This is a genomic window from Parabacteroides sp. ASF519, from assembly GCF_000364265.2.
Classification (GTDB): Bacteria; Bacteroidota; Bacteroidia; order Bacteroidales; family Tannerellaceae; genus Parabacteroides; species Parabacteroides goldsteinii.
Map to the genome: position 1 here is coordinate 1,294,976 of NZ_AQFV02000006.1, position 19,268 is coordinate 1,314,243.

The 19,268-nt window shown below is 43.1% G+C and carries 17 protein-coding genes; 10 read left to right on the top strand and 7 right to left on the bottom strand.

Annotated features, from left to right (window positions below):
* Positions 1-127 precede the first annotated feature (127 nt).
* From C825_RS05010 to C825_RS05045, 8 genes are all read left to right on the top strand, one after another.
* A complete protein-coding gene (locus tag C825_RS05010) occupies positions 128-757 on the top strand; it encodes an RteC domain-containing protein (RefSeq protein WP_010801645.1) in 630 nt (209 codons plus the stop codon).
* 430 nt (positions 758-1,187) lie between these two features.
* On the top strand, positions 1,188-2,222 hold the full coding sequence (locus C825_RS05015; protein ID WP_010801646.1) for a DUF6047 family protein: 1,035 nt from the start codon (positions 1,188-1,190) through the stop codon (positions 2,220-2,222).
* A 5-nt stretch (positions 2,223-2,227) separates the two neighbouring features.
* Positions 2,228-2,404, top strand: coding sequence for a hypothetical protein (locus C825_RS05020; protein ID WP_009860284.1), 177 nt, complete (start codon positions 2,228-2,230; stop codon positions 2,402-2,404).
* A complete protein-coding gene (locus C825_RS05025; RefSeq protein ID WP_016213045.1) occupies positions 2,405-3,121 on the top strand; it encodes a DUF6047 family protein in 717 nt (238 codons plus the stop codon).
* 11 nt (positions 3,122-3,132) lie between these two features.
* Positions 3,133-3,462 (top strand): hypothetical protein, encoded by a 330-nt coding sequence (locus tag C825_RS05030; protein WP_007655512.1) that lies wholly within the window; start codon positions 3,133-3,135, stop codon positions 3,460-3,462.
* A 57-nt stretch (positions 3,463-3,519) separates the two neighbouring features.
* A complete protein-coding gene (locus C825_RS05035) occupies positions 3,520-4,257 on the top strand; it encodes a DUF6047 family protein (RefSeq protein WP_010801649.1) in 738 nt (245 codons plus the stop codon).
* Between the two features lie 296 nt (positions 4,258-4,553).
* Positions 4,554-4,718, top strand: a complete 165-nt coding sequence (locus C825_RS05040; protein ID WP_025726173.1) for a helix-turn-helix domain-containing protein — start codon at positions 4,554-4,556, stop codon at positions 4,716-4,718.
* A gap of 4 nt (positions 4,719-4,722) precedes the next feature.
* Positions 4,723-5,025: a helix-turn-helix domain-containing protein gene (locus C825_RS05045; protein WP_010801650.1), complete on the top strand. Its 303-nt coding sequence runs from the start codon at positions 4,723-4,725 to the stop codon at positions 5,023-5,025.
* Between the two features lie 72 nt (positions 5,026-5,097).
* Here the strand turns inward: C825_RS05045 and C825_RS05050 are convergent, their stop codons facing one another.
* The 3 genes from C825_RS05050 to C825_RS05060 all read right to left on the bottom strand — a co-directional run bounded on the left by C825_RS05050 (position 5,098) and on the right by C825_RS05060 (position 11,478).
* Complete coding sequence (locus tag C825_RS05050) at positions 5,098-6,327, bottom strand: site-specific integrase (RefSeq protein WP_010801651.1); 1,230 nt, start codon at positions 6,325-6,327, stop codon at positions 5,098-5,100.
* A gap of 318 nt (positions 6,328-6,645) precedes the next feature.
* Positions 6,646-9,066, bottom strand: coding sequence for an ABC transporter permease (locus C825_RS05055; protein ID WP_010801652.1), 2,421 nt, complete (start codon positions 9,064-9,066; stop codon positions 6,646-6,648).
* Positions 9,067-9,072: 6 nt separating this feature from the next.
* Entirely contained in the window at positions 9,073-11,478 is a 2,406-nt protein-coding gene (locus tag C825_RS05060) for an ABC transporter permease (RefSeq protein ID WP_044214925.1), read from the bottom strand.
* Positions 11,479-11,654: 176 nt separating this feature from the next.
* On the opposite strand from C825_RS05060, the gene C825_RS05065 reads away from it, so the two are divergent.
* Positions 11,655-12,467 (top strand): sigma-54-dependent transcriptional regulator, encoded by an 813-nt coding sequence (locus C825_RS05065; protein ID WP_044214924.1) that lies wholly within the window; start codon positions 11,655-11,657, stop codon positions 12,465-12,467.
* Between the two features lie 90 nt (positions 12,468-12,557).
* Here the strand turns inward: C825_RS05065 and C825_RS05070 are convergent, their stop codons facing one another.
* From C825_RS05070 to C825_RS05080, 3 genes are read right to left on the bottom strand one after another with little or no spacing between them, the layout of a single operon-like run.
* Positions 12,558-14,273 carry a T9SS type A sorting domain-containing protein gene (locus tag C825_RS05070; protein ID WP_228100188.1) on the bottom strand — a complete coding sequence of 572 codons (1,716 nt, stop codon included), beginning with the start codon at positions 14,271-14,273 and terminating at the stop codon, positions 12,558-12,560.
* Positions 14,201-15,121, bottom strand: a complete 921-nt coding sequence (locus C825_RS05075; protein WP_010801656.1) for a hypothetical protein — start codon at positions 15,119-15,121, stop codon at positions 14,201-14,203. The genes C825_RS05070 and C825_RS05075 overlap by 73 nt, the downstream gene beginning before the upstream one ends.
* A 52-nt stretch (positions 15,122-15,173) precedes the next feature.
* Positions 15,174-16,490, bottom strand: a complete 1,317-nt coding sequence (locus C825_RS05080; RefSeq protein WP_010801657.1) for a DUF4933 domain-containing protein — start codon at positions 16,488-16,490, stop codon at positions 15,174-15,176.
* A 163-nt stretch (positions 16,491-16,653) separates the two neighbouring features.
* On the opposite strand from C825_RS05080, the gene C825_RS05085 reads away from it, so the two are divergent.
* The gene (locus C825_RS05085; RefSeq protein WP_010801658.1) at positions 16,654-17,883 is read left to right on the top strand and encodes a DUF4934 domain-containing protein; all 1,230 of its coding nucleotides are present in this window, start codon (positions 16,654-16,656) and stop codon (positions 17,881-17,883) included.
* 60 nt (positions 17,884-17,943) lie between these two features.
* Here the strand turns inward: C825_RS05085 and C825_RS05090 are convergent, their stop codons facing one another.
* Positions 17,944-19,251 (bottom strand): DUF4933 domain-containing protein, encoded by a 1,308-nt coding sequence (locus C825_RS05090; RefSeq protein WP_010801659.1) that lies wholly within the window; start codon positions 19,249-19,251, stop codon positions 17,944-17,946.
* Between the last annotated feature and the right edge of the window lie 17 nt (positions 19,252-19,268).

Below are 19,268 nucleotides of genomic sequence, written 5' to 3' on the forward strand. Positions count from 1 at the left end.
CAAATTTTAATATATTAGTTATCAATATATTAATGTATTAGCTTTTCTGTGGCATATCACTTGTCCTTTATGGTTATGACAAGTGATGGTGAAAACCGGACAGTTTTAAACTTTAAATTTTAATGCCATGAGAACATTGACAAATACTCTTCTATTCAATATGTTCACCTCTTACATGACAGGCTCTGAACTTATGTCGGAAGATTTACCTGCCGCCTATGACGATTTCGCAAATCAGCTTGCCGAACTGTCGCAAGATGAGGATAGAATGAAGCTACTAAGACGGTTGAACTACACAAAAATAGAACTTTCTTTTATGCAACAGACTTGTAACGTCATGGAAGGAGGACGACATATACTCTACGATGTGTTTATCAGCAAGACTCTTTCATTATTGGAAACGGAGATAGAAATAACGAAAGATTATTTCCGTTATCATGCAGGTGACACCAGTATGAAAATGGAAATTCACCGGCAGGGTAATAAACGGAAATCAACACTTCGCTGGAACGGTACGGATAATGACCTGATAGAATTAGTGGCCGCATTGATGGCTGCCGGGGTTGTGGACTGCGCGGAAGGGAAGAAACTTACTGTTGTAGATGTCATCAGAGTATTCGAGGATGCTTTTAACCTGAAAATAAATGCCTTATACACCAAGCGGGGAAAGGTGTTTGATCGCTGTACGGTTTCCACTCCTTTTATTGACTCTATTCGCAAAAGCTATATCAAGATGTTGGACGAACGGCTGGCGTAAAGTTTGCACGCCAACAGCCGCCAAAAGGTGACTTGTGTGTCCGCCGTGTTGCAGATTGACGGTCAAAGCGCTTTCTTTGCATCTATAAAACTTCTGTAAACAAATCAAGATTATGGGATTACTGAAAGATTGGACGACCCGCTGGATAACCCGTTTATCGGGGCGGACAGCGGAAGGGCCAGGGAGCGTGTTCATCACGCTGGACGAAAAAAATACCCCGGTGGATGTACACACGGGTGATGCCACACCGAAAGCGTATGAGGATTATATCGGGAAGATGGTGAAGAGCTTCGACAAACGGGGCTACCTACCCGGCTGAACGATTCTAAAAGCGGATTTCGCAGATAAAGGGAAGATACCTTCCCGACGGGGAGAACTGGCGAACTGGTATTTTCATACTCTGGTTCCGGCTATCCATAGACACAAGGCAGTGACGGGAAGGCGGATTCCTTTGAGGGATGCGGCCTATACGCTGAAAACGGGGTTGAAACTGTTCAGCCGCCGGGCATCATCCACAGCACTGCAAAAAGACAAGCAATATAAAGAGTTTATCCGGCATAACGAGGCGGAAGGCTGGAACAATGAAAAACTGTCGGGCGAAAAGTGGCGAGTGTATGCCGTGGCGACGGATGAGGGCGTATTGTTCTTCTCGGACAACGAAAAGGGTATGAAAGCTCGCAACAGCTATCTGCAATATCTGGCGGATGGATTTTTCAATATGACCAAAGGGGTGGAAACATTGAGACTGTATGAGATAGAGACACCTTCCCGACAAGTGGCGGAACTGGCGGACAACTGCATCGACAAACTGGCGAAAAGCGATTTGCGTAGTGCCGATATGCAACTGCGTAAATCGGAGTTCAGCTTTACTTCTGAGAAACTGGCAGGAAAAGAAATGCTGGAAGGTGCCGTCTGTACGGACAAATACGATTTAAGACCGGATTACAGTAACTTTGACCGGTTGACGAAGGACTTCAATCTGGGTATTTCGCCATGTAATTATGACGTGGCCTCTCTGCTTTATATTTCGGAAAACGGATATGCCGGTCATGTGGCGGCAGACTATTTTCATCCGTTCAGTTATGAGTATGAGTTCCGAGATTTGGCTGAAAAGTTGGGTGACAGCATCAAGGCACGGCAATCGGCGCCAATGTCGTCACATGATTTCGGCTATGCGGCCTTGCAGACGGAAGCGAAGGTAATGGCAAGGGATATTCTGCAATCGGAGTTCCATATAACGGACGGGGAATTTAAGTTGGGCGGAAGTATCAACCGAATGGAAAAAACAGAAAGAATGCAAACTGCTTCTTATCAGCGTTCTAAAGAACAAAAGACAGGTAAATCATTCGATACAGCCCCCATACGGGAAGTTCCTGCGCAGAAACGGGGTAACGGTCAACGGCAGGCAAAGCATGTGGCCTCCATTACTCCGGATAAAAAGGAAAAGAAACAACTAATCATATAGAATTTATGGAAGAAAAGAAAATGCAAGCGGTGGAAAGCGGCAGTCTGTATATGACGCTGGATGCTTTTTACCGCCCCGTTTATTTAAGTATGCGGGGACAGGGAGAAGAAGGATTCTCCCGATATATCAGCAACAACGTACGGTTTCATACTGCAAGCAGGGAATTTGTACCCGACCACTGAATGTTCCGTTTCGACTTCAGAGACAAAAGTCTGATTCCCCCCATACTCGGAACGGATAATGCGAATTATTTGGAACGGCTCACGCCGGTATTGGAACGGGAAAGGATTCATCCTTCGGGTGTGGTAAGACTGCGGGACGCGACATTCTGTGAGGAAAGGGGTATCGTACAACTGTCGTCATCGGCGGAACATACGGTCTTATTGGAGAATGATGACTACAAACGGTTGGGGCACCGTTTCGGAATGAACGGGGACGTGATAAGAAACGGACTGGCCGTTTTTCCTACTTGTACGGCAGTGGAATACGGACAGAAGGTGTTGCTACTGGGAAAAACGGACAAAGGGGACAAGGCATTGGAAGAGTTTCTAAACGATTTGACCGGACACTTCTTCAACGGGAAACGAAAGCCGGAGGAATTGAGATTCCATGAGGTGGCACCGTTGGATGCAGAATTTCGGACGGAAATCGGGGATTGCAAGACTGCTTCACCGGATATACTCCGATACGGGATTTGCACGAAGCGGTGCGACATGGCACCTACACTAAGAAATTTTAACCGGCTGAGAAACTTGCAACTGATGCGTGAGCCACTCTCAAAGGAACAGGAACGGATTGTCTCGCTGCTGGTTACACGACCGGATAATGCAAGGTTTCCGGAGACGGAAGTGAAAACAAGGATACCGTTTAAAAAGAAAGGACAGGGTATAAACATTTAATTCTTTAATATATGGAAAATGAACAGAACGGAACGATAAAAAGCGGCAGCGTATATATAACTGTGGACAAATTTTTCAATCCCGTACATATCAGCATGAAAGGTACGGGTGAGGAAGGTTTTCAAGAGTTCATGCAGAAGGATGTGGAAAAGGCATTGAAAAGCGAGGAAATGCCGGCTATGGGCCTGATGTATTATAATGTGCCCGATATGGGTATCGTACCTCCCTTGCAGGAAGGAAACAATGAGGATTACCTGAAAAGGCTGGAAAAGGCGATGGACGAACATGGGATCATTTTACAGAGATACCAACGTCTGTCGGAAGTAGTGTATTGCCTGTGAAATGAAATAGACCCGTTTTCGAAGGATGAGACTTATACCCGCTGGCTCACGCCGAAAATGTGGAAAGAAATAAAGTCGTCACCCGTAGCGGTGGCGGATATGTTGGATGACTTGGAACACGGGAACAAATTTTATACGGGTGTTGAAACAGACAAGGGGGTATTGCTTTTCAGCCGGGATTATAAGGGAAACCACCAATATGGAGCCTTTATGGAGGCGAATATCGAGAGGCGTTTCTTTGAGCCGGACTTTGAAGGCAAGTCGCTGACGGTATATGAGCTTCGGGGATGGCCTTCGCTGATGGCGGGGAAAATAAACCGCTGTTATGATAATTATGACAGTCTGCTACCAATGGAGAAGATTCCGGCAGATGCCTTTCTGGATAAATCGGCTTTGAAAAGTGTTACGGACAAGGAGGAGTATGACCTTTCACCCACATGGGAGAATTATGCCCGGCTGACGGATAATGAGAAGGGGCTTGGTTTAGCTCGGAGCATGGATAACTATGACCGGATGACATTGCTGTATATCATGGACAAGGGTTATCCGAGGGATGGACTGATAGACGAGTATCCGGACAATTTCAGTTTTCATGAGAAATTTGAAAGAATTGAAAACAAGCTGCTGAGTCGGGACAGATGGGATGTGTATGACGAGATGCAGGAGAAGGCGAAGAAACTGGCCGGAAAACTGTTGTATGAGCATTTTCCCGATACACGGCAGAAAGAAGATGCCATTCCGAAAATGAAGGTTGAAAAAGAAATACCGAAAAAGAGTAAAGGCAGAAAGATGTAGAATAACAAAAGACAAGTAAAAGAATGGAAGGCCCGTTGCTGCGTGGATGCAGCAACGGGCTTTTGTTTTATCAGGCCAATGCACGCCAACGGGTGACTTTGATTTAAGAGGTTTGGAAGGTATGTAAGATGTGCCTTATTTTGCCGTATATTCAAAAACTTAAAAGTGATTTTAGTATGGAACTGACGATTATTGAAACAAGTGCGTATCAAGAGTTGAGGAAGCTGGTCAGTACGCTGGCCGTACAAATGGGTGACTTTCAGAAAAGGATTGCCCCGCCCGCACCGGACAAATGAATGGATGCGCAGGATGTATGTCTGGCACTGGGCATATCGAAAAGATGCCTGCAAAACTATCGGGACAACGGACTTATCCCTTACTCGAGTATAGGAGGAAAGTTCTTCTACCGGGAAGTGGATATTCAGGAGATTCTGGAAAGCGGACTAACCAAAAGAAAATAAAGGTATGGCGGAGATTATCACAAAAGATTCGGAAGAGTTTAAGGAATTGACCGGATGGATCAGGAGAACAGGAAAAGCGGTGGAGGATGCCACGGCACGGATACGCCCGACGATTGCGGATGAACATTACCTGACCGGGGACGATGTATGCGCCATGCTGCATATCTCACGGCGCACGTTGCAGACGCTGAGAGATGAAAAGGCGGTACCCTATACCACTATCGGTGGGAAACTGCTTTATCCGGAAAGTGGATTGTATGAAGTGCTGAGAAAGAACTACAGGGATTTCAGACGATTCAGGAAATAAATAAATAAATAAAGAGAGAAAAGAAACGTCCTCCGGGCTATGGCTTGGGGGACGTTCCTCTTTATTGTCATGCTACATGGCAAGTTTGTAAATGTGGCCGATTCTCTCGCACAGTTTGTCTGTATCCTCACCGACTTTCGGGTTAATAAGTTCGGCATATATCTGGGTGGAGAGAATGGAATTATGCCCTAAAACCTTTTGCAGGGTTTCCAGCGGCATCCCTTTGAGGATGGCCAAAACAGCAAACGTGTGGCGTCCGATATGTGGGGTGACTTCAGTTCGGCAATCGCATTTCTTGCCTATGATTTTGAGACTGAGGAACATAGTATTATATTCACCTACAGGGAAAACACAATCGGGGGAATCTTTCTTTTCATCCACACCTCTGTATTTTTCAATCAGTTCGATAGCAATCGGTAATAATTTTACGACGTATGCAACTCCTGTCTTTATTCGGTTTCCCATCAGCCATGTGCCGCCGTCGGAATCGGTATGGATATTGTCATAGGTTATGGCTTTCAGGTCGGCATAGGCAAGACCGGTGAAGCACATGAATAGGAACATATCACGCATGGCACGCTGACGCTTGTATTTGAGTTCCACATGAATTATTCTTTGCAGTTCCTCTTCGGAAAGAAAGGAACGTCTTTTGTATTCGGGCACACATTCGAAGGATACAAACGGATGGACTCTTATCCAGCCTCTTTCCTGTGCGATGTACAATAACCATTTCAGGGTGTTGACACGGTTAAATGCTGTAGCGTTTGCATTTCCAGCCGTTCCGAGCATCCATGTGTAATAATCTTCAATGAACGGTTTTTCAAGTTCATCAATAGCTATATCTTCGATATCCTTTTTGGTTTTCATGAAAAGCAGAAGGCTTTTATAATCGGCAACCAGTCCACGGTAAGTGCTTTCCGCCTTTCCTTTACCTATCTTTTCCTTATACGATTCAAGTTGCTCTTTGAAAAGTGCCATAAGCGTGTGATAGTCCTCACCAAAACCGACGTAACGGTTATAGACCTTCTTAGCCGTGACAAAACTGTCATGGTCGCAAATGTATTGATAATGCTTGGTAATCTGAGCCCTGATATAATCAAGTTCCTGATTGAGAGTACGGGCTTCTTCGGATTTACCTTTTGCCCGGTTGGCTTTGACGTCCCACAACGTAAGGGATACTTCTTTCTTACAACTGAAACCTGCCTGGGTTCCATTGATGGTGATACGCCCCATAATAGGTGCCTTACCGTTTTTTACTGACTGCTTTTTTGTGTAAAATAACACTTTGAATGTACTTCTCATAACTCAACTTTTTTTAGTTACAAATTTAATTACTGTTGAGTTATTTGAAGTTATGCAAAAGCGAGCAACTGATTGAAAATTAATCTATTATATTCTTTTTGGAGGATTTTGGAGGTGAGTTACGATTTGGTAACGTAACTCCCTTCCAAATATGCTTTCCTTTGCTTTCTTTTCCGACCTCGCTAAAAAATATGTTTTATAACTATTTGATTTTTAGCATGGTTGCATTATCTTTACGCATCTTTAAAAAACACTTTGTTTCTACATAATGAAGCTATAGCTTTTGTCCTTAAAGTAAGTAGCCTTTGAGCTTAGTTGTTATTCACTTCTTAAAACTTTGACAGGATTGCCCGAAGCCGCTTTGTAAGTATGCCAGCTGACGGTGAGCAGTGTTATAAAAAGTACACTGATCCCACCGAGCAGAAAGTGGAAGACGGATATTTCCGTATGATAGGCAAAGTGTTCCAACCATCGATTGAGGAAAAGCCATGAGACAGGAACGGCAATGACAAAGGCTATCCCGATCCAGCCGACAAACTGTTTATTCAGTAAAAACATAATCCCTAATGTGCTGGAACCGTTTACTTTCCGGATGCCAATTTCTTTGGTGCGTTGTTCCGTAGCATACAAAGCCATACCGAACAACCCGAAACAAGTCAGGAAAATACTGATCAGCGAGTACATGATCATTAATTCCGCCAGTTCGGTTGTCCTGCTGTTGCGTTGCATGAACTCTTTATAGACATCCTGGAAAGTAAAATATTTACCCGGATTCATCCTTTCCCATACTTCTTTAATAGCAGCCATTGTTTGCTGACGTTCTTTGCCCACTTTGATCTCTGCAAAAGCATATCGTTTATCATCATCCTGGCCGATGTAAATGATACTGGGAAAAACATCTTCTTCGAGTGAATTGGCAAACATGTTCTCGACAATACCTGCAACGACCACTTTAGGGTTGTTGCTGTCTTTTTCATATTCTTTAAAGTCTTTGTCGTATTTACTTAGTTGCTGGCCGAACGGATTTTCTCCCGGCGGAATCAGTAGGTCTGCATATTTCCGGGTGATATAGGCCGGACTTTGGAATTGTTCGAGCGCCTTATCCGGCTCAACTCCCTGTATGATGTCGATTTTTAATGTTCTCAGGAAATCACGTCCTCCCATGTATTGCGCTTTCATATAATGGCTTTCACTTCCATCCTGGTTTTTGATATTCACGGGAGCTATCCCCATGTTTAGTAAAGGACCACCTGTAAGTGTTACATTTTCTACGCCGGGTATTTTTCTTATTTCGTGTGCAAAAGCCGGTAAGTAGGAATTGTCTGCTCCCCAATTGCCCACCTCGATTAATCCGTGATATCCTTCCGCTTTGTTTTGTATAAAATGAAGTTGGTTGTTTACTGTAAGTGTTGCGATGATCAGCCCGATAGAGACTGTATATTGGGCAATCGAAAGAGCCGTTACGATCCTTCTTTTCTTGTTTCCGGTGAAAAACTCGCGATAGCCGGAGGCCGATAGTTTGGATATTTTCCGGCTGATATAAACAGAAGGAATGATCGATAACAGGAGTATGAACACTGTAATAACAGGTAATGCCTGTCTGTTAAAGAAAAAAGAAGTCTCTATCTTTCCGGAAGTGATCGAATTGAATATCGGGATCAGATCGTGTGTTATCAGCAAAGATAACAGGAAGGATACAATGACGGTCAGGAATGTATCGATAAATAGCTGGTGGTTTATATTGTTTTTTGTCGCTCCCATCAGTTTTTCCGTATGGATCATCCGCACTTGTTGCAATAGGCGGGAGAAGTTGAGATTGATATAATTGAAACAGGCAATTAGCAGGATAAGAATGGCTGAGATCAGCCCGACGTAAAGTAATGTCTTTTGACGGCTGTTCATGAAGAAGTAACTTTCCTGTGTGTATTTTTTGAAATAACTCTCTTGTAGAGTGTACAGACGGTATTTTCCGTCAGGAACAAAGGTTTGTATGCCGTCTTTATGGATTTGTTCGGCAAACTTTTTCGTATCGATCGGGCGGTTGGTCATAAACAGACATACTCCTCCGGGGAGTGGTCCGTCATTTCCGATTACGGCATCGAAGTCGATATAAGATTGTTTACGCGATTTCAGCACAGCGGCAATCTGATAGGTGGTTTCATTCTTTCCCTCTTCAATCGTACCATCCTCCCGTACACGGGTCGTTACATTATTTTCACCGGTTATGATTGTTTGGCCGATCGGATTCTCTTTGCCGAAATACTTTTGGGCGCATTTTTCCGATAAGGCGATCTTGTTCGGTTGTGTCAGCACTTCGTTCAAATCTCCATACAATACCTTATAAGGGAAGAAATGGGGAAACGAGGCTTCTGTTGTCATTATAATGATGGGGTCGAAACGGGTATTGTTTACTTTTATGTAATCCATTCCGATATTATTAAGGCATACATGATCTATAATCTCCGGGTATTTTTCTTTAATCTCGGCTGCAATACCACCGGCAGTGAAACAAACCCGTTCACCCGGTTGGATCGGCGAATCCTGGTCCATCATATAAATGGTCTCCCGGTGAGGATTATCCGCCTCCAGGTTATACTCATGGATAACGAAAATAGCCAGCAAGTTCGTACAGGCAATGCCGATTGCCAGGCTGACGATCGATATGATTGAAAATGTCTTGTTTCGCCACCAGCTTCGCAGGACGAGTTTGAATGCGATTGCTTTCATTTTGTAATTCATAATAGGTTATTCACTTCTTAATACTTTAACAGGATTACCGGATGCAGCTTTGTAGCTGTGCCAGCTGACGGTGAGTAGGGTGATGAGCAGGACAAAAAAACCGCTTATCAGATAGATTCCGATGTTCATATCCGTGTGGTAGACGAAATTTTCCAACCAGCGGTTGAGTAGCAGCCAGGTAATAGGGATAGCAATGATAAAGGAAATGCCTATCCAGGATATGAACTGGCTGTTGAGCAGTAACATGATTTGGGGGCTGGTCGCTCCGTTTACTTTCCGGATACCTATTTCTTTGGTGCGTTGTTCGGTTGCATAGAGTGCCATTCCGAACAGGCCGCAGCAAGTCAGGAAGAGGCTGATCAATGAATACATAAACAGCAGCCGGGAGAGTTCGGTTGTTTTCTCGTTCCGTTGCAGGAACTTTTGGTAAACATCCTGGTACGTGAAATAGTTACCCGGGTTTACCTTATTCCATGCTTCCCGTACGGCGGCGATACTCTTTTCTCTGTCGTCGCCGAGGCGTATATAAATGTAATTGAACGAATTTTGAGGACTGTTGTTGATCTGTATGGTAAAAGGATAAACCTCACTTTCCAGCGTATGTGTGTATAAGTTATCGACGATACCGGCAATTGTCGTGACCGGTGCATTTGACGGATCATTACCTGTATTCCCTTCGTCGAACTCTTTATCGATCGCATTAATCGGCTTACCGATCGGGTTTTCTCCTTTTCCGACCAGTATCTCTGCATATTTCTCATTGATATATACCGGACGGGCATATTTTTCGACGGCCTGTTCGGGAGGAAGGCCTTTTAACAGCTTCAGTTGTAAGGCGTCCAGGAAGTCTGGTTCGCCGAAATAGTTGATTTGTGCCGTATAGTTTTCACTGCCGTCTTCATTTTTCAGGACGATTTGCATTATCCAACTGTCCAGGATAGAGCTTCCGGCAAGGGATACGTGCTTTATCTCCGGGTGTTTTTTTAGTTCCCGGGCAAAAGGACGGACATAAGAACTGTCTTCTTGCCAATCCCCTATTTCAATCAGGTTTTTATAATTATCTCCTCCTTGGCGGATGAAATGAAGTTGGTCGTTTACCGTCAGTGTGGCAATGACCAGGCCGATAGAAATAACATATTGGGCGATGGACAATGAGGTGACTATCTTCCTTTTTTTATTTCCGGTGAAAAACTCCCGGTAACCGGAGTTGGAAAGCCTGGATATCTTTCGTCCCATATAGGCTGCCGGAATTATGGATAACAGCAGGATAAAGCAACAGATGACTGGCAATGATTGTCCGTTGAAAAAGAAAGAGGTATGTAATTGTCCGTTTACGATTGAGTTGAACAGGGGAAGCAGGTCATGGGTAATCAGCAACGAGCAGAGGAAGGCAATGATTACTGTCAGGAAGGTATCCAGAAAAAGTTGCAGGTTGATTTCTTTCCGGCTGGCTCCCATCAGTTTCTGTGTATGAATCATCCGTACCTGTTGAAGGAGACGTGAGAAGTTGAGGTTGATATAATTGAAACAGGCTATCAGCAGAATCAGGATGGCGGAGATTAATCCCACATAAAGCAATGTCGGCTGACGGTAATTCAGATAGTTCGATTTCTGTCCTTCGGTCGTGTGGAAGTAACTCTCCTGTAAAGTATCCAGATAATAATTCCCCAGGTCACCCTGTAAAGTAGGGATTTTGTCTTTTTTCAATTGTGCTTCAAATGCTTTCCGGTCGATTGGCTTGTTCATCAGTAACAGGCTGGTACCGCCATAGAAAGGATCTGAAATGGCCGTTACTGCCTCCAGGTTTAAAAAAGATTGTTCCCGGTCGGCTATGATAGCGGCAACCTGGTAAGCGTGTTCGTTGTTAGTACTGCCTTTGGTACTCATCTCTTCATCGGGAAGGTTGAAATGTATTATTTTGCCAATCGGATTGGTTTTTCCGAAAAGTTTTCGGGCAGTTTGTTCGGTAAGGGCCAGTTTGTCGGGCTGGGTCAAGGCTTCTTTCAGGTTTCCGGAGAGTACTTTATAAGGGAAAAACTCAGACAAAGACGGATCGGCGGAGACGAGACGAATCGGTGCGTGTTTCACATTATCGATAGAAATGTATTTGACGGTTTTTCCGCTTATCCGGAGATAATTCTCGACTTCGCTGTATTTCTCTTTCAGCATTGCCGGGATATCGCCTCCTGCATAGATAGTCTTTTCTCCGGTTTTCATCGGCCAGTCCTGGCTGAGTATCCAGATACGTTCTTTGTTCGGATTTCCTTTCTCTATTCCATATTCATGAATAGTGAATACGGCCAGCAGGTTTGTGCAGGCAATGCCGATCGCCAGGCTGACGATGGAGATTATTGAGAATGTCTTGTTTCTCCACCAGCTGCGGAATACAAGTTTTAGAGCGACAGTTTTCATAAATTCGATATTAGGCTTTTCGTACCGTTCTTTTTTGAATGGCATTTCAAATCTATCCTCTTTCTTTTGTAGAGACAAAGAATAAGTAAAAATAATTGAAGGATACAGTCAAATTGTCTAAATATTAGACAATGGGAGTTGGGAGAAAAAAGAATCCGTATATCTTTGCTTTTGTTATGAGAAATGGAAAGATTATAGTAGTGGACGATAATGAGGCGGTGCTTAAAACATTGCGGATGATTCTTTCGCGTGAATTTAAGACGGTGGTTTGTGCTTCGGTGCCGACTTTGCTGCCTGCTTTGCTTCGGGAAGACGATGTGGATGTTGTCTTGTTGGATATGAATTTCGGAACCGGGAAGCAGAGCGGGGGAGAGGGACTTTTCTGGCTGGACCGTATCCGTGAACGTCCGAATCCGCCGGAAGTCGTGCTGATAACTGCTTTTGGCGATATCGAACTGGCTGTCTCTTCCCTGAAAAAGGGAGCGGTGGATTTTATCGTGAAACCCTGGGATAATGATAAACTCTTGTCGACTGTTATCGCTGCCTGGGAATCCCGTTCCGGGAGGAAACAAAATTCCTCTCGAAAGGAATCGGAATTTCTTTCGGAAGAAACAGATTCTGTCGTTACATTGCTTGTCAACTCCCTGCTCCGGAAATATGCGACGGCTTATGGGAAACCTTTTCCCGGAATTACTCCCGATGCATTGCATAAGTTGTCGGACAGGATGCTTAATGGTGACCTCAGTCTTTTGCAGCAGACCATAGAGCGTGCCGTGCTTCTTTCAAATTCATCCGTGCTCGATAGTGATGACTTTTATATGGACGCTCCTCCTGTAACTGTTTCCCATCCGGTTACTTTGGAAGAGATGGAGAAACAGTTTATCAGTGAAGTGCTGGCAGAGAAAAAAGGAAATCTGACACTTTGTGCCCAGCAACTGAATATCAGTAGGCAGACACTTTATAATAAGATGAAGAAATATAACCTTTAGGAAATAACAGGCTGATATGTCAAAATAATACCGGAAAGACGATGGCAAGTGACCTGCATCTTTCCGGTATTTAATTAGGTGAAGTCGTGTTTATTTCCTGATACCTTGGATTGTTTTTGTTGTCCGGTCTGTTGTCATTCTGAAGAAATATACGCCTTGAGGGAGAGAACCTGTATGAATTATATTTCCCGGATGATGTATCTTTCTGACCAGTTTCCCGTTGCTTGCATAGATTTCCAGCAATTTGACTTGCTGGTTATGAATGATATTCACCTGATCGCTGAACAGGTTGGGTTGAATACTTACTTCCTCTTCCCTCTGTATCTGTTCATTATCGACGCTGGTGTCGGTATCGATTGTAACCGGTTGGCTCTTTTTGTCGTTGTAAAGGGCATATACCTGATAAACAGGAGCGTTAGCCGGTATGTTTTTATCGGTATACTGTGTGCTTGAAGCCGGTAAGGTGACCAATTCCAATTGGTCGCGGTTGATTTGATAACCTGTCGGTTCCGTAAAATCGGTAATCAGGAATCCTTCCGGCGACGAAGAGGCAATCTCTGATCTTATGATTGTCATTTTAGTGCTTTTCACCGGATTAAGTGCTTGTTTCTTTGCACTTAACAGTGAAGTACTATTTGTCAGTTCTCCTTCTTCCGAAGTTACGACGAATGAAATGCAGGAGTTGGCATCCAGCTCTTCGGTCGGGAATGTTGCCCACTTTTTGTCGCTCATTGCATAGATATTCCCTTTTCCGTCGATGGCTGGCCCTTCGTCGGCAAAAGCCGGAAAAATCTTTTTATTATATTCTTTGGCATGAATAGCTACAATCAAATCCTGACCGGCATCTATAGTGAAAGGCTTTTTTAATGTAATAGCATTCGTTTTCTGGTATTCAATATCTGTCAGATCTTCTTCATATATCCGGTTTCCCTGTTCTATATAAACGGCGTACGACACATTTTCGACCGGAGTGAAATAAACGGTAGTGATCGTCTTTTTGTGAATTGGTGTCAAATCATTCGTATCCCATCTCTGACCATAATAAAAAGGATCGCCTAATCCAAACTGAGAAACTATCCCTTGATCTCCCCAGCCGATAATTTGTTGATATATGGGTGCTTTCCATTCCAGTTCGATATTTCCGTCTGTCGTTTTCCGGGCTGTCAGGTCCGTCGGTGCCATTAAGCCGGCTTCTACTGTTTGGCCGTCCTGCGACATACCGGCAAGATATGTCGTTCCTGTATTCTGAGGATCCAGCCAGATATCCATACGCTCTTTGGTGTTTTCGCTGAATTTGTTCCAGTGAAAAGAAAATTTACCGTACAGGTTTAGTCCGTTGGGGTTTTCACAAGAAGAATTACCTCCGCTCAATGTTCCTATAATCAGACCTTTGTTGTTGAAAAGCGGAGAGCCGGAAGATCCACCTTCCGTTACCGCATGACCGTTGGCCGTTTCATCGAAGGTGGTGTTCCAATGGGCATTCCTTGCTCCGGTTTGCTTTGTATCCGCATTGCTCCAGGTGACAGATTCAACCGGATATTTTCCATAGGTGGAAATCTTTTTATAATCTCCTGAAGGGTGATGGATGCCGACTCCTGAAGGCGATGGCGTACCTGTCCGGTCCCAGCCATTGAAGAAAACATCATAATTATCGGGAATGTTCTCGTTCAGTAACAACAACAGACCGTCGGAACCATTCTGAATAGGGATCGCAGCTTTACGGGTACAACCAACTATTGGTTCATACCTATTCCCGGACGAACTGTTGTCGCAGCCAGTGCGTTCCATATGAAAAAAAACATCCATTCCTGTAATTCTTCGTCTGTCGCCTCTCCTAAACCGTCCATTGTCTGCGAACAGTGGTAAGCGGTCAGGATATAAGGCTTCTTATCTTTTGCCGTATTATTAACCAGTGATCCGGAACAGATAAAGTATTGTCCTTTTATCAGCTGGATTGTATGGCACACGCCTTTTTGTTGTAATTGCCAGTCATCTCCTTCTTCACAGTTGATGTTCACCATGCAGGGGCCTGATAATTCTTCTTGGGCACTTTTCGTTCCTTTTGTTACGTAAAGATGGTTGTATCCATATCCTATGCCGCTGATCCGTAATAAAGGTTCCTCACCCGACGCAGCCGGTACGTATTCCAGTGTAATTTCATCACCGGCAATCGGTTCGGTAGCAAAATGTCCGTTTTGGGGATGGGTACGGGTTGTATAAGCACCAAGTACCTGGCTTTTATCTGCATTATAAATAAATAATTTGCCGCCTTCCGGAATGTAAAAATCGGAGTAAGACAAGATCAATGCAATAGCACCTTTTGCTTCGAGATGCAGTTGCCATACTTTTTGTCCGTCGGGTAAAGTCCCCCAATTTCCACTGTTGGATATACTCAAATCTGTTTCGATCCGTTTGGCAATCGCTAAAGGAGCACCTTGGCTTACCCGCCAAGCATCGACAACTTTAAGGTCTTCAACACTGAAGCTTACCGGGATCTGTACAGGCTGTTCCGTACTTTTCAGATTGGTCATAAACTGAAAACTCGGCGGAAGACCTCCTTCACTGATTTGTGCATGCAGAAATATCGTTGGAAAACAACAGAGACAAAGAATACCTGCTATTAACCGAATGGAATGGTAATAGTAATGATTCATCTTATTTGTAATATAATACTAGTTTTTTTGTTGCGTTAAAAATAAGAATTATTTATTTAACCACAATCATCACATACTGATTTTCCTGTATTCTCTTGTTGTCAAGGAGATCCAGCAGTTTTTGCTGTTTAGGCGAGCCGGTTCGTTCTACGTTCATACGCATTTCTGTCAGTGTACGGATCATATAAAGATAACCGTCTGTTTGTCCGTCTGGCCAGAAAGTAAGTCCGCCGTCCAGGTCGTTGACAAATCCCTGTCCTCTACGCGGAAGGACATACGTTTTACCTTCATCTTTCATATAAACAGCCTGATAACTCAGTGTCGGTTTGTACTCATATTCAAATCCCAGCCAGCTTACGAGCTTTGGACCTTTCTTTTGATACAGGCCCATGAATAAACCTTTTGAGTTTTCATATAAAGTACGCAACCATATCTTCTCATCCGTAACTTCTTGTTTTTCTGCATAGTCAGTCAGGATGCCGTATTTCCCGAGATTCAGATTGTACAAAGGTACAACAGTCTGCGGATCACGCATCTGGAATACGGTATCACAGAACGGTATCATAAAAGTCATTTGATCTTGTGCCTCATTCCAATAGGATGTCTGGAAGAATGGGATATTATCCGTTTGCGATTTGGAAAGCGTTGACTTATCCTTTAATGTGAACTTTCCGAGCGTTTCGCCTGTCAGGTTAAAAGTCAACATGCAGTTCGGAACACCGCTTGTGTCTTCATAGTGGCTCAACATATATCCGTCGGATGAGAATCCCAGTAGTTTATCTTTTCCCAGGTTGATTGTGTATTTCTTTTCCACTGTTTCAGGAAAAACATACCGGGTGATTGTCAACATCGTATCTAGTGGAGGCAGTTCAATGATTTGTGGGTCGCAAGGCTCCTGGCTTCCTCTGGTTTCCACATCTTTACCGCTCATGGCACAATACATGCGGGTTGTCTTTTTGTCATAAAACAGATTATGCCCGTTCATTTCATTATTCCATTTATAGGTCAGTGCCTTGAAACCGTATCGTTTACTTGGCCTTCCTATTTTCCGGTAATAAAGCCTCGGGTTGTTGAACGTGATGAAAGCATTGCTGTCAGGTATGGAAATAGCTTGCTTTACCGTAAAGTTACCGTCTCCGACAATATAATAATCTATTTCCGAAGCGATCTGGCTTAACTTCAATGGTTGCTTTTCGCCATCGAGGGCACTTTCCAAATCTATATGGGTAGGAGCAACAGAATAATCGACTTTCCCTTCATATTTAGGGGGAGTGATTGGACGGGTGCTCTTTCCTTCTTTTTGTTTACAGCCGCTTAGTGTACCGAGACATACAGCACAGGTGGCAATCAGAATATATAATGTTTTCATGATACCGGTTTTTTTAATTGATTGCCTCAAAAATAGGTATTATTTATTGATTTGTATTCATTAAATACGATTTTATCGTTTGTTTACGAAAAAACAGTAATAATGTTGCATACCAATGATTTAATAGCTTTATTTGTATATAGTAATCTAAATACCAATTAGTATGGATGCAAGTTCGAAACTTTTAGGCGGTTTATTAATCACTTTGGCTACTGTTTCTTGTATTACGGGGAATAAAAACAACGCCGGACGTAAGAATCTTTTGAAGGATTGTCCCGTTGTAGGCCAGTATGTTCAGGTGGGAGACAACAAGGTCTTGTCGTGTGACCAGAAGTTATTGACGGATACGATCCGTCTTCCTCTTAGTTTCTTTACAGAAGATATGGAAATCGTTAAATTGGATGGTAGGGATACGGCATTGGTTACTCAATGTGGTGTTAGTCTTTCCGATAATTATATTCTGATACATAGCGGATATCCTCCTACTGCTTTTAAACTTTTTGACAGGAAAGGAAATTATCTGACGGATGTAGGTGCTGTCGGTCAAGGTCCGGGTGAATATAACTTTGTATATGATGCCCAGATTGACGAGAAAAACGATCGTATTTATTTGATGCCCTGGCAAACGGAGAATCTGTTTGTTTATAATTTAAAAGGTGAGACGCTAGCTCCCATACCTCTTGGGATTCGTTGTCCGAAAGCCATGTTCAAAGTTGATCCGGAAAAGGGTACGTTGACGGTGGCTACATTACCTTTTCCAAAAACTCCGGCTCTTGTCTGGGTACAGGATTTAGCTGGAAATCATATTCAGGAAGTGGCCCCCGGGCATTTGGAAGTTCCCTGGACTTTTAATAATGAGATATTATGTAATTTGAATATGCCCAATGTGTTTGATGTCAATCTTTTATGTGTAGATCCGACTCGTCCAGATTCTCTATATCATTATGATATTGAGAATAACCGGTTGCGCCCGACTTTTACATTTAATCATTCAAAAACAGATCCTATCCCCTGGCATGGTTTTAATGAATGGCCCAATCATTTTGTAGGACAATTTTCAGGTCCTCCTGTTGTTCAGCAAAATGAACATGGAACAATTGCGACACCAGGCGAGACAGTTCATTATATAGTAGACAAGAATACTTGCAAGGGGGCTTACTTTAAAATATATAATGATTATTTCGGAGATCAGGAAATAGAATGGCCTAGCGGAATATTCTCGAACGGTTATTATATCCGTAATATGGAACCGGGAAATTTACTGACAGAGATTGAAACTTTATTGAAAAAGAGTGACCTTTCCAGTGATATGCGGAAAAAACTAACTGATATACAGAATATGATTGATGAAAATGATAATAATTACCTGATGATTTATCCTCTTAAAAGATAAAAGTTTATATAACTATCCTCCTGTCGGTTCCATCGAAAAAGAACCGGCAGGAGGTATAATTTATTTGACGACAATCATTACATTCTGATTGTCCGGCAGATTGCGAAGGAAGTTTTTAAGTGCTTTCTGTTTAGGGGAACCAGTTAGTTTAATGTCTTTTTTCAGTTCGCTGGCCGGACGAATCATATACATATATTCGTCTACTTGACTGTCAGGCCAGAAAGGTAAACCTTCATCCAGGTCGTTTGTCAATCCCTTTGATTTCAATGGGAGCACTTTTGTTTGTCGGCTTTTCTTCAGGAAAACCATCTGATAATCTTCGGAAGGAAATTCTTTGCTGTTTTTCTCTTTTTCTAACCAACCGGATTGTCTATGTGTACCTTCTTTGTGGATTGTTAGAAATACTCCTTTTGGATTCTCGATAAAACCGTTAATCCATGCTTTGTTTTCCAGCCCACTGCTTCTTATAGCTTTGCTAGCCGGTAGTCTGTATCTTCCTAAATGAACATAATATGCCGGAAAGATTGTTTGATGATCTTGTAAACGGTAAACTGTGTCACAGAAATTTACAACGAATGTAGGTTTGTTTTCATATAGATAAAAATTGTTGTAGCAAGTAAAACTGTAATAACTTCTTATCGGAACTACCCCTAAGGAGTCGATTCCGAAATGGAACTGACAGAGTGTGTCATTCTTTAGATTGAAAGCGGTTACTCCCTGGGTAAACGAACTTCCGGGATAATTGAAACGGCGGTAGTACATTTCCGGAGTGAAGCACTCTGCATAATCTGTCAGTAAATGACGGGTTAGGAGTGAGTCCGGATATAAATAATATCTTCTGGCAAGCACGCTGTCTAATGGAGGTAATTCTCCGATATACCAATTGGCATATCCAGTCTCCGGGTTTATTTTCTTTGTTTGTCCATACAGTTTCGTTGTAGCTTTGTCATAAAACAGGTTCTTACCTGAGATATAATCTTTCCAGTCGTTGTATTCTGTTTTCAATCCTACGCGTTTCCGCTTTTTCCCTTGCCGGTAAAGATAGAGTTTGGGTTGGTTCAGAACAATGAAACCTCCTTCAACGGCAACAACATCCGTAATCGGATATTTGTCGTCACCTACCTGGTAGTATTCGATGGTTGATGCCACTTCGCTTAGCAGGACAGGGGAGGAAGTGGAAATAGCCGATTCGACATCTATTTTTTCCGTTAGATTTGTCTTGTCATATTTGGCTGTATATTTCGGACTGGCAGGTTGATAAACGGCTTCTTCCGTTACAGAGGATATGGTTTCTTTCCCTTTTTGTTTGCATCCGGTAAACAGAATAAGGAAAACCAGCAATAGATTATATGGTAAGTTTCTTTTCATGACTCATTGTTTTAATT